Here is an 11,705-nt window from a genome sequence, read left to right as displayed (position 1 = left end):
CCGGCGCTGGCCGTCTCAGCCGGGGGGCCAGGCCATGGGCCGGCCGCCGATGACGTGGACGTGGAGGTGGAAGACGGTCTGGCCGGCGTTCGCGCCGCTGTTCACGACGGTCCTGAAGCCGCCCTCCGCGATGCCGGTCTTCTCTGCGACCTGCCGCGCGGCGAGCAGCAGCCGCCCGAGGACGGCCTCGTCCTCGGGCGCGGCCTGGGCGATCCCGGCGATGTGGCGCTTCGGGATGACGAGCACGTGCGTGGGCGCCTGCGGGTTCAGGTCGTGGAAGGCGAGGACGTGCTCGTCCTCGAGCACGACCTTCGACGGGATCTCCTTGTTCGCGATCTTGCAGAAGATGCACATGGTCGCCTCCTAGTACCGCGTCGTACCGCGCGTCAGGAACCCCTATCACGCAGCGCCAGCTCCACCCACCAGCAGTCCGGGCAGGGAGCCGGAGAGAGATCTCAACGCAAAGGCGCAAAGACGCAGAGGCGCAAAAAGACGAATATTTTCGCGTCTTTGCGCCCTTGGCGCCCTTGCGTTGAAATCTCCCTCCGCTCGCGAGGCAGATCCCCCGCGGGATTTCCGACCCGCGGTACTACGGCGCCTGCGTATCGCGCCGCTCCCGGTCGCGGGGCAGCGCCCGGGTCGCCGGGTCCGGCTCTCCCGGCTCTCCCTGGCCGGGGGCCTCCAGCGCGCCGCCCTGCCCTTCCCTGGGCAGCAGCCGGGCGAGCGCTCGCTCGATCCGTGAGGAGTCCGCCGGCTCGGGGAGCAGGTCGTCGGGCAGCGCGGCGCCCGACGGCGGGCTCGGCGCGGCGCCCCCGCCGTCCTGCTGCACGGCGCGGGGGACCGTCCCGCGCGCGACCGCGATGCGGAGCACGGCGAGCTCGAGGTCGTCGAGCGCGGCGGTGCGCTTCAGCCCGAGCGACGGCACGTCGTAGGTGAGGAGCGCGCCGCCGCTCGCCGCGGGCGCGAGCCCGGCGCGGCCCGCGCCGCCGACCAGCTGCCGCACGATGCTCCTGAGCAGCGCCGCCCGCCGCCGCACCCGGCGCGCCTCGGGATCGGCGTAGAGCGAATAAAAACGGTTCCGCGAGAACGTGGACGGCGCCAGCACGAGCGCGACGAACAGCGCCTCCAGATCGATGGGCGGCGTCCCCCTCACGTCAAGGGCTCCAACGAGCCGCCCGCGGGCCCCGAGAGCCCGCCGCGCCGCAGGAGCTCCGCCTGACGATGCGTGCGCAGCGCGCCGATGAGCTCGTCGAGATCCCCCTCGATGATCTTGTCGAGCTTGTGCAGCGTGAGGCCGATCCGGTGATCCGTCACGCGGTTCTGCGGGAAGTTGTAGGTCCGCACCTTCTGCGCGCGCTCCCCCGTGCCGACCATGGTCCTTCGCTCCGCGCTCTGGGCCTCCTCCTGCCGGCGCTGCTCGATCTCGAGCAGCCGGCTCCGGAGCACCTTCATCGCCTTCGCCTTGTTCTTCAGCTGGGAGCGCTCGTCCTGGCACTTCACGATCATGCCCGTCGGCAGGTGCTTGATCTGCACGGCGCTGTTCGTCGTGTTGACGCCCTGCCCGCCGGGGCCGCCCGACGCGGCGATCGAGATCTCCAGGTCCTTGTCGTCGATGTGCACGTCGACCTCGTCCGCCTCGGGCAGGACGGCCACGGTCGCGGTCGAGGTGTGGATCCGCCCCTGCGTCTCCGTCGTGGGGACCCGCTGCACGCGGTGCACGCCGCCCTCGTAACGGAGGTGGGAGTAGACGTCCTGCCCCGAGATCAGCGCCGCGACCTCCTTGTAGCCGCCGGCCGAGGCCTCGCTCAGGTTGAGCACCTCGACCTTCCACCGCTTCGTCTCCGCGTAGCGGCAGAGCATGCGGAAGAGGTCGGCGGCGAAGAGCGCCGCCTCCTCGCCGCCCTCGCCGCTCCGGATCTCGATCACGGTGTTGCGCGCGTCGTTCGGGTCCTTCGGCAGGAGGAGCACCTCGAGCTCGCTGGCGAGCCGCTCCCGCTCCGTCTCGAGCTCGGGCAGCTCCGCCTGGGCGAGCTCGGACAGGTCGGGATCGCTCAGCGCCTCGCGGTCCTCGGCGATGCGCCGGTCGACGTCCCGCAGCCGCGCGAAGGCGACGACCACGGGCTCGATCTCGGTCCGCTCGCGGTTGAGCCGCTGGAGCTCGGCCGGGGAGGAGAGCACCGCCGGGCTGCACATGAGGTGCTCGAGTTCCTGAAAGCGGCGCTGGACCGCCTCGAGTTTCGCGATAGGTAGCATCTGCAATCCGAAGACGACGCGGAGTTGGACGGCGGCGGCGTGCGGCGGCGCCGGCGCGCGCTAGCCGTGGGCGCCAGCGTAGCCGGGGTCGGCCAGCACCTTGGAGTAGTCCGCGAACACCCGATCGGGCTGGACCGGCGCGGTCACCGACGCCTCCCGCCAGAGCGTCGCGCGGAGCGAGGCGAGGGCGATCTCGAGCTGCGCGTCGTCCGGCTCCGCCGTCGTGATCTTCTGGACCAGGAACCCCGGCCAGAGCAGCACGCGGAGCGGGCCGGTGGTGCAATAGCGCGCGAAGAGCCGCTGGATCTCGAAGGTCACCGCGGCGATCAGCGGGAGGAACGGCAGCTTCATCAAGAAGAAGCCGACGCTCTCGACGAGCCGGCCGCCGGGCAGCTTGGGCAGGAACGCACCGAGGGACGCCCCGGCCACCGAGAACACGACGATCGACACGAGCGCCACCATCACCAGGAACGTCGTCCCGCAGCGCGGGTGCATGGCCGTCTTGCGGCGCGCGTTCTCGACCTCGAGCGCCTCGCGCGCCTCGTAGGTGGAGATCGCCTTGTGCTCCGCCCCGTGGTACTGGAAAACGCGCCGGACCTCGGAGATCTGGCGGATCAGCAGGAGGTAGGTGACGACGATGGCGAGCTTCGCCACGCCGGTGATCGCCTGGAACCCCGGCGACGTGACCTCCAGCCCGAGGCCGAAGACCTTGTTGACCAGCTCGGCGCCGGCCTGAGGCGCCGCCACGAAGAGCAGGACCGCGAAGAGGATCGGGATGATGCCCATCCCCCCGCCTCTCTTCTTTCCGTCGCTTCCGTCGCTTCCGTCGCTTCCGTCTGCGCCGCTGCCGCCGGGCGCCGGGCCGCCCGCGACCTGCGCGGGCTCGCCGTCCTGCGTCGCGATCGCGGCCATGCTGAGCGCCAGGGAGGTGAGGCTCGCTCCGCTCGCCGAGCCGGCGCTCGAGCGCCTGGAGGCCGGCCCCTTGGCCGAGGCCGCCTCTTCGGCCGCCAGATCCTGCTCGTAGAGATCGGCGGACCAGCGGAGCGCCTGGGACCCGAGGCGCAGCGACTCCACGAGCGTCGCGACCCCCCGCACGAACGGCCACGTGCGCGGCCCCTTGGAGACCGCGGTCATCGGCTGCTCGCGCACCACGAGCTCCCCCGAGCGGCGCCGGCAGACGATCGCGACCGAGCTCGGCGATCGCATCATGACCCCCTCAATCACCGCTTGGCCGCCGATATACGGACGTGCAGGCTGATCGCTCATACGCGTTCCAATCTAGCGCATCGCACGGCTTTCGCATCGGCCTGGCCGATCAGCGCCGCGAAAGGTGGATGGGCGACGTCGTCCGTCGTCCGTCGTCGTCCGGCGCGCGCCGTCTCGGCCGCTCGCGCTGCGCGGGTCGGCCGCTCGGGCCGGCCAGCGCGCTCGGGACGAGCGCGGGCCTCCGCCACGCCCCGGGCGGGGCGGCGTGACGGGCGTGTCTGTAAAGAAGGGATGTCGAGGAGGGGACGAGCCGCCCGCCTACTTGCCAGCGGTCGCGTACTTCTTGCGGAAGCGGTCGACGCGGCCGGCGACGTCCATGATCTTGTGCTTGCCCGTGTAGAACGGGTGGCAGGCGGAGCACACGTCGGTCGTGAAGCTGCCGCGGGTGGAGCGGGTCTCGACGACGGCGCCGCACGCGCAGGTGATCGTGGAGGCCTTGTACTCGGGGTGGATGCCGGGCTTCATGGTGAGTCCTTCGGGTGTTGCGAGGGAGGGCGCCTATAGCTCAGGGCGTCTCGGACCGCAAGAAGCCCCTCCGGCGCGCCGCGTCTTCACGTGCTCCCGCGGCGTGCTCCCGCGCCGGAGTCTGCCGGGACGGGGGTTCGGCGCGGGTTGCGTGAGGAGATCGCGCGGCCGGAGAGGTCCTGGCGTGGCCGGCGGAGCCCGCCGCTCCGCACCGACGCGGCACCTCGAACCGGAGCGCCGGCTCGAGGCGCTCGACGGCGCGGAACGCGGACGCTCTACGTGTGGCCCGAGGGCGCGCCCGTCAAGCGTCCGGCCCGGCTGGCCCGCGCGCACGACAATTGCTAGAGGCGGCGTTGACGCTCGGATGCACATGGTTAGTTTCGCGGTCGCGAGCCAGCGAGCTCGCGAAATCCGGCGAAAGTATCCGAATTCCCAGCGGTTTTTGACGGCTCTGGAGCAGGGGCTCGCGGCAGCTGTCAGCCGGGCCCTGCTGGCCGGTCGGGTCTTCTCGCCCCCCCGGCGGCGACCAAGCCGTCGCGCAAACATTCCTCGGAGGGTTCAACGTCATGGGCAAGATCATCGGCATCGATCTCGGCACGACCAACAGCGTCGTCGCGGTGATGGAGGGCAAGGAGCCCAAGGTCATCGTGAATGAGGAGGGCTCGCGCCTCACGCCGTCCGTCGTGGCCTGGGACGACAAGGGCGAGGTGCTCGTCGGGCAGATCGCCAAGCGCCAGGCGGTCACGAACCCCACCAACACCATCTACTCCGCCAAGCGCTTCATGGGTCGCCGCGCCGAGGAGGTGCAGGACGAGACGAAGCGCGTCCCGTACAAGGTCAGCAAGGGCAAGAACGGCGACGCATCGATCGAGGTGCGCGGCAAGCAGCTGTCGCCCCCCGAGGTCTCGGCGAAGGTCCTGCAGAAGCTGAAGAAGGCCGCGGAGGACTACCTCGGCGAGAAGGTGACCGAGGCCGTCATCACCGTGCCCGCGTACTTCAACGACTCGCAGCGGCAGGCCACGAAGGACGCCGGCCGCATCGCCGGCCTCGAGGTGAAGCGCATCGTCAACGAGCCCACGGCGGCCGCGCTCGCGTACGGGCTCGACAAGAAGAACGAGCAGGTCATCGCCGTCTACGACTTCGGCGGCGGCACGTTCGACATCTCGATCCTCGAGGTCGGCGACAACGTCGTGCAGGTCATCTCGACCAACGGCGACACCCACCTCGGCGGCGACGACGTCGACCACCTCGTCATGGACTGGCTCGCGGCCGAGTTCAAGAAGGACACGGGCATCGACGTCTCGAACGACAAGATGGTCGTGCAGCGGCTCAAGGACGCCGCGGAGCAGGCGAAGATCGAGCTGTCGAACGTGCAGGAGACGACGATCAACCTGCCGTTCCTCACCGCGGACGCCTCGGGGCCGAAGCACCTCCAGAAGCAGCTCACCCGGGCGAAGCTCGAGCAGATGATCCGGCCGCTCATCGAGCGCACGCTCGAGCCGACCCGCAAGGCGCTCGCGGACGCGAAGAAGACGCCGCAGCAGATCGACGAGATCGTCCTGGTCGGCGGCTCGACCCGCATCCCGCTGGTCCAGGAGACGGTCAAGAAGTTCTTCGGCAAGGAGCCGCACAAGGGCGTGAACCCGGACGAGGTCGTGGCCGTCGGCGCCGCGGTCCAGGCGGGCGTGCTCTCGGGCGACGTGAAGGACCTCGTGCTGCTCGACGTCACCCCGCTCTCGCTCGGCGTCGAGACGCTCGGCGGCGTGATGACCGTGATGATCGCGAGGAACACGACGATCCCGACGCAGAAGAAGGAGATCTTCTCGACCGCGACCGACAGCCAGCCGAGCGTCGAGGTCCACGTCCTCCAGGGCGAGCGCACCGAGGCCCGCTACAACCGGACCCTGGGCCGCTTCCACCTGGAAGGCATCATGCCGGCGCCCCGCGGCGTGCCGAAGATCGAGGTGACCTTCGACATCGACGCGAACGGCATCCTGTCGGTGCACGCCAAGGACACCGCCACCGGCAAGGATCAGCGGATCACGATCACGGCGTCGGGCGGCCTGAAGGAGGACGAGATCAACCGGATGGTCAGCGAGGCGGCGACGCACGAGGCCGAGGACAAGCGACGCCGCGAGGAGATCGAGCGGCGCAACAAGCTCGACAACCTCTGCTACACGCTGGAGAAGACGATCAGCGAGAACAAGGAGAAGCTGCCGGAGAGCGACGTCTCGGCGCTGAACGGGATCATCGCCGAGAGCCGGTCGGCCATCGAGAAGCAGGACGACGCGGCCGTGACCGCGGCGCTGGAGCGGCTCGAGAAGGAGGCGCACCGCATCGCGAGCGTCATGTACGAGAAGGCCGGCCCGCCGCAGGACGGCGGGGGCGCCGCGCCCGGCGCCGCGGGCGGCCAGCCGCCGCCCCCCGCCGGCGGCAAGGGGAAGGACTCGGTCATCGACGCGGAGTTCGAGGAGTCGAACTGATCGCCGCGGCGTGAGCGCTCCTCGAGCGGTTACGCCGGCGCAACCGGCGTAACCGACGTAACCGACGTAACCGACGCGGCTCACGCGACTCACGCGACCGACGTCCCCGAGGGTGCTGGCGCGGCTGGCACAACGATGAACGAGCAACGAGCGCGGCTTCGTCCGCGCTCGTTTGCATTGGAGGCCGCGCCTCACCCTCCGAGGCGGCGCGGACCGCCATCTCCCCCGCCGCGCGCTCCTTGGGCGTCGACTCGGATGTCCGGGGGCCGTATAACCGGCGCTCATGCGAACTCTCCTGCCGCTCGCCACCCTGGTCCTGATGGCCGGTCCCGTCGCCTGCGGGCCGGCCCCCACGCCTGCCACGCCGGCAGGAGCACAAGGCGAGGTCAAGGCCGGGCCCTCCCAGCCCGCGAGCCCCGCGTTCGATCTCTCCCCGGTCGCCGAGCCCGCCGACATCGTGGGCGTGCTCCGCTGGAGCAACCCGGCGGCCACGCTGTCGAGCGTCGCCGCCTGCGCCGGGATGCCGCCGGCGCTCGCCGAGGCGGGCGCGCAGGGGCTCTCCGCGGGCGTCCTGAGCGAGCTCGTGAGCCCCTCGATCGACGCGAACCAGCTCGCCGCGGTGGTCGCGCTCGACGCGCCGGTCCACCTCGTCGTCGCGCTCGACGACAGCTCGAAGCGAGGCAACCCGGTCGCGGCCGTGTCGCTCGGGCTCACGTCGCTGGAGCGGGCCAGGGGCGCGCTCGAGGCCGGCGCCACCCTGACCGAGGTGAAGCCGGGCATGTGGAAGATCGGCGGCAAGGAGCCCGCGTCGTCGAGCTGCTTCCTCGCCGCGTCCGCGGGCTCGACGCCGGCGCGGCTCCTCTGCGGCGATCGAGACCGGGACGTGACGACGCTCGGGCCGTACCTCGCGCGCACGCTGCCGACGCTCTCGCCCGAGGCGCGCGACCTCCACGGCGAGGTCCGCTTCGTCCCGCTCAGCACGAAGTACGGCGACATGGCCAAGCAGCAGCTCGGCGGCCTCCCGATCCTCGCGCAGAGCCAGCTCTCGATCGGGCAGCCCCAGTTCGACCGGGCGCTCACCGACGCGACCACCGCCGTCCAGGCGGAGCTCGAGGCGCTGATCAACGACGCGAGCAAGGCGATCGTCGATCTGAAGGTCGACAACCAGACCTGCGTGAACCTCACGGCGGCCCTGGAGCTGCGGGGCCAGTCGTCGTGGCTCGCGAAGACGATGGCCGACGGCGCGAGCCGCGCCGCCCCCGCGCCGGCGCTCTACTGGCGCGTGCCGAAGGACAGCCACGGCGCCTTCTTCGACCACGGCTACGACCCGGCGCACTACACCGGCATCCTGAAGACGCTGCGCGAGATGCTCGAGGGGTGGCTCGAGAAGGAGAAGATCGGCAAGCCCGCCGATCGCAAGGCGCTCGCCGACGTCCTGTCGCTGCCCATCAACCGGACGCCGAGCGTGTCCGCGCACGGGTACGTCGACGCGCCGCCCGCCGCCGCGAAGACCGGCAAGCCTTCGCCGAACGAGATCCTCGACGGCATGATGGGCGGCTTCGTCGGCTGGAACCTGTTCGGGTTCGAGGAGGCGCCGGACGCGCTCATCAAGTACCTGAAGAACGCCGTCGCCGCCTACAACACGCCCGCGCTGCGCAAGCGGCTCCCGGAGCTCGACGTCGATCCGAAGGACCTGCCGACGGTCAAGACGGTGCAGGCGCCGAAGGAGCTCGGGAAGACGTCGCTCGCCGTCGAGATCCAGATCACGAGCGAGCTGCCGTCGCCCGACGCCGACGCGGCGCAGGCCCCCGCCGGCAAGGCCAAGCCGAAGCCCAAGGCCACGGTGACGCTGCACCTCCTCCTCATGGGCGACGAGAAGACGACGTGGATCGCGTTCGGCCACGACAAGCGCGAGCTGCTGAGGCGGCTCGCCATGGTGAAAGCGGGCGCCCCCGACACCGACACGCTCGCGTCGCGTCCGGGGCTCGAGAAGCTGAAGACCGGGAAGTTCGTCTCGGGTGGATTCTCGACGCTCGCCCCGATCACCCGCACGCTGCAGAGCGTCCTCACGACCCTGGACAGCCCCGGCGCGGCGCCGATGGCGCTGCCGCCGGAGGCGCGGCGGTTCGGAGAGGCGCTGGCGAAGCTCCCCCACAAGGGCGAAGGGCTGATGTTCATCACGACGCAGGAGCAGGGCGGCGCCGCGCCGCGCGCCGAGATCGCCATCAACGTGTCCAAGCCCGTGCTCGAGGACATCGGCGCCCTCCTCGCGGCGGGGCTCCAGATGGCCGGCATCACGAAGCCATAAGCCCGCGGATGCGCTATCACAGCGGGAGCCCAGCGTGGCCGCTCCTGCTCGGTCGTGTCCTCCGGAGGACGCACGCGCCGCGTGCGCCCTCCGCCCACGTTCAAGACCGGTATGCGAATTGCCCAGCTCCCCGAAGAGATGAGAGGAAACCATGAACAACCGTGAAGGTGCGAGTCGCGACGGAACGAGCCCGGCGCGACCGGAGACGTCCGGGAACGCCACGACGGCACCCCCCATGCCGAGGCCGCCCGTGCGCCGCCCGGCGCCCGATGCGGACGACTCCGATCTGCCCGAGCTGACGCCGGAGCAGCTGAGCGAGCTCAAGCAGGCGCTCGAGGAGCGCCGGGCGAGCCTCGTCGCCAACATCGACGAGCGGCAGCACGCAGAGCGCGACGTCTCGCGGGAGGTGGGCGACGAGATGGACGAGGCGAACGCCGAAGGCGCAACCTCGCTGACGTCGAAGCTCCTGGAGCGCGACGTCCGGGTGCTCGCCGAGATCGATCGCGCGCTCGCCAAGATGAAGGAAGGGACCTACGGGATGTGCGAGGGCACCGGCGAGCCCATCGGGTACCGCCGCCTCAAGCTGCGCCCGTGGGCGCGCTACAGCGTCGCCTACCAGGAGCAGATCGAGCGCGAGGAGCGGACCGGCGGCGGCTCCTGAGCCGAACGCCAGCGCGCCGCACGCCCCGCGCCGAGCGCGGGCGTGCGGCCGGGCGCTAGCGGATGCGCGCGTCCAGCGGGGCGCTCGCGCTCGTGCCGAGCGCCTTGGTCCACGCGATCACCGGCGCGCGCCAGTCGAGGCCGGTCCATTGCGGGGAGGGGTCCTGCGCCTGGAAGCGAAAGCCGTCCCCGCCGTAGTAGAGGAAATCGATCGTCGCGACGGTGTAGCGGCGGTTTTCGTCCAAGAGGCGCCCGTCGTGCAGGACATAACGACCGCCGGTCGAGGGCGATAGGCCGACGAGCACCGCGTCGCGGTGGCGGAGCGTCTCGAGGATGTCGCTGCCCCGCAGCGAGCAGATGACGAGCTTGTTGTCGAACGGGAGGACGGAGAACACCGTCGCTTTCGTGATGGGCCCCCTGGGGACGGCCTGCCGGATGCCGTCCTTGTTGAGGATCGCGACGTCGACCCCGAGCTGCTCGCGCCACGACCCCGCGATCCAGCGCTGGATCTCGGCGGAGTCGCGCTCCATTCCGTCGCTCGAATACCCGATCTGCTCGCCGAGCGCCGCGTCCAGCGCGCGCTGCCAGCCTGCGGCGGCCCTGGAGAGCGGCTCGTCCGGCGGGGCCGCGGGCGCGCCCTCCGGGTGGGCCACGTCGACGACCTCCGCGGCGACCGACAGCACGCGCTGCTGGAGCGGACGGCGGGGGTCGATCTCGAGCGAGACGCGGGCGTAGCTGCGCAGCCGCCAGCCGGGGTTGACGAGCGGCACGCCGCCCACGCGCAGCTCGGCCCTCTTGTGGCAGTGCCCCGCGCCGACGAAGGACAGGCGCCACTCGGGGTGACGCGCGAGGATCGGCTCGAGCACGTCCTGGCACTGGTGCGCGACGAGCACGAGCGCGTCGGGCGCGGCGCGCCACGCCTCGGGGATGGCGCGCGCGAGCGCCGCCTCCTCGCCCTCGAAATCGATGCCCTCGAAGCGGCTCGCCGTCGCGGCCTCGCGGGTGCGCGAGGTCGAGAGGCCGACGACGCCGATGCGCAGCCCGCGCCGCTCGAACACGGCGAAGGAAGGCAACGCGAAGGCGGAGAGCGCCGGATCGGTCACGCGCAGGTTCGCCGCGAGGTAGGTGGCGCGAGACCGTGTCCGGTTCTGGAGAAAGGCGTCCGTGCCGAAATCGAACTCGTGATTTCCGAAGGCCGACGCGGCGTAGCCCATCCGCGCCATCGCGTCGGCCATCGGCGCGCCCATGAAATAGGAAGAGATCGCGGGGCCGGTCCAGTTGTCGCCGCCGGAGAGCGCGAGCGTCGACGGGTCCTCGCAGGCCGGCGCTGGCGGGAGATCGGGCGGAGCCCCGGGCGCCGGGCCCGCGCAATGGCCCTCGCGCGAGCGCCACACGGCCAGCACCTCGGCCGCGCCGCCGAGGACCTTGCCCCCCTCGGCGGTGGGCAGGAGCCACCCGTGCTCGTCGGTCGTGTAGAGGAGGGTGACCGCCGCCGGAGCGCGCTCGGCCGGAGCCGACGCCTTCGCGGCCGTCGCCGCCTCCCTGGGATCGCACGCGGAGAGGGGCAGCAGCGCCAGCGCGCCGAGCGAGAGCGCGGCGAGCGCGCGCGCGGCGCGGGGCCGTCGCGCAGGCACCGCGCTCAGGGGCATCGCGCAGGCTCCGCGCGGCGAGGCACCTCAGCCGCCCATCCGCTGGATGAACGGGACGATGCGCTCGACGAAGGGCTGCTTGTGGTAGCGGTCGAACTCCGCCCACGTGCAGAGCGTGCGGGGATCCTTCACGCGATCGACGAAGAGCATGCCGTCGACGTGGTCCTTCTCGTGCTGGAAGGTGCCCGCCGACAGCCCGCGCACGACGCGGTCGATCGGCTTCCCGTCGCGATCCAGGCCGGTCAGGCGGATCTCGGTGTACCGATCGACGACGCCCCTCAGGTTCGGGACGCTCAGGCACCCTTCGTAGTTCTCGAACGTCTCCTGCGTGAGCGGCTCGATCACGGGGTTGACCACGATCGTGAGCGGGATGTTGGGCTTGTACGGATACCGTGGGTTGTTCTGCACCTCGACCGCGAAGATGCGCAGCGGCGCGTGGACCTGAGGGGCGGCGATGCCCGCGCCGTTCGCGTCGCGCATCGTCTCGACCAGGTCGTCGATGAACGCCTGCATGGCGGGAGACGAGAGCTCTTCCGGCGTGACCTCGCGCGCTCGCTGCCTGAGGACGGGGTTGCCGATGTGGGCGATTTTCAGGAGCGTCACGCGCCGATCGTACCATAC

General features: G+C 71.3%; 10 protein-coding genes. 3 read left to right on the top strand and 7 right to left on the bottom strand.

What is annotated here, in order from left to right; translation table 11 throughout:
• Window positions 1-15 precede the first annotated feature (15 nt).
• The 5 genes from WME98_RS22155 to rpmE all read right to left on the bottom strand — a co-directional run bounded on the left by WME98_RS22155 (window position 16) and on the right by rpmE (window position 3,984).
• Window positions 16-354, bottom strand: coding sequence for a histidine triad nucleotide-binding protein (locus tag WME98_RS22155; protein WP_020742085.1), 339 nt, complete (start codon window positions 352-354; stop codon window positions 16-18).
• A 235-nt stretch (window positions 355-589) separates the two neighbouring features.
• Window positions 590-1,153, bottom strand: coding sequence for a hypothetical protein (locus WME98_RS22150; RefSeq protein ID WP_437953082.1), 564 nt, complete (start codon window positions 1,151-1,153; stop codon window positions 590-592).
• Window positions 1,150-2,253, bottom strand: coding sequence for a peptide chain release factor 1 (gene prfA, locus WME98_RS22145; protein ID WP_437953081.1), 1,104 nt, complete (start codon window positions 2,251-2,253; stop codon window positions 1,150-1,152). Before prfA ends, WME98_RS22150 begins: the two co-directional genes overlap by 4 nt.
• Before the next feature lie 60 nt (window positions 2,254-2,313).
• Complete coding sequence (locus tag WME98_RS22140; RefSeq protein ID WP_437953080.1) at window positions 2,314-3,462, bottom strand: DUF1385 domain-containing protein; 1,149 nt, start codon at window positions 3,460-3,462, stop codon at window positions 2,314-2,316.
• Window positions 3,463-3,777: 315 nt separating this feature from the next.
• On the bottom strand, window positions 3,778-3,984 hold the full coding sequence (gene rpmE, locus WME98_RS22135; protein WP_012241637.1) for a 50S ribosomal protein L31: 207 nt from the start codon (window positions 3,982-3,984) through the stop codon (window positions 3,778-3,780).
• Window positions 3,985-4,550: 566 nt separating this feature from the next.
• Between rpmE and dnaK the strand changes: the two genes are divergently transcribed.
• From dnaK to WME98_RS22120, 3 genes are all read left to right on the top strand, one after another.
• Window positions 4,551-6,467 (top strand): molecular chaperone DnaK, encoded by a 1,917-nt coding sequence (gene dnaK / locus WME98_RS22130; RefSeq protein WP_020742081.1) that lies wholly within the window; start codon window positions 4,551-4,553, stop codon window positions 6,465-6,467.
• A 283-nt stretch (window positions 6,468-6,750) separates the two neighbouring features.
• Window positions 6,751-8,775 (top strand): hypothetical protein, encoded by a 2,025-nt coding sequence (locus WME98_RS22125; protein WP_437953079.1) that lies wholly within the window; start codon window positions 6,751-6,753, stop codon window positions 8,773-8,775.
• Window positions 8,776-9,010: 235 nt separating this feature from the next.
• Entirely contained in the window at window positions 9,011-9,436 is a 426-nt protein-coding gene (locus WME98_RS22120; protein WP_437953078.1) for a TraR/DksA family transcriptional regulator, read from the top strand.
• Between the two features lie 55 nt (window positions 9,437-9,491).
• On the opposite strand, the gene WME98_RS22115 is transcribed toward WME98_RS22120, so the two are convergent.
• Both WME98_RS22115 and def read right to left on the bottom strand, forming a co-directional pair.
• Complete coding sequence (locus WME98_RS22115) at window positions 9,492-11,084, bottom strand: bifunctional metallophosphatase/5'-nucleotidase (RefSeq protein WP_437953077.1); 1,593 nt, start codon at window positions 11,082-11,084, stop codon at window positions 9,492-9,494.
• A gap of 27 nt (window positions 11,085-11,111) precedes the next feature.
• The gene (gene def / locus WME98_RS22110) at window positions 11,112-11,687 is read right to left on the bottom strand and encodes a peptide deformylase (RefSeq protein WP_437953076.1); all 576 of its coding nucleotides are present in this window, start codon (window positions 11,685-11,687) and stop codon (window positions 11,112-11,114) included.
• Window positions 11,688-11,705 lie beyond the last annotated feature (18 nt).

This window comes from Sorangium sp. So ce296, from assembly GCF_051529605.1.
Classification (GTDB): domain Bacteria; phylum Myxococcota_A; class Polyangia; order Polyangiales; family Polyangiaceae; genus Sorangium; species Sorangium cellulosum_D.
Note: the sequence above shows the minus strand (reverse complement) of the source record. Positions and strands in the feature narration are given on the sequence as shown.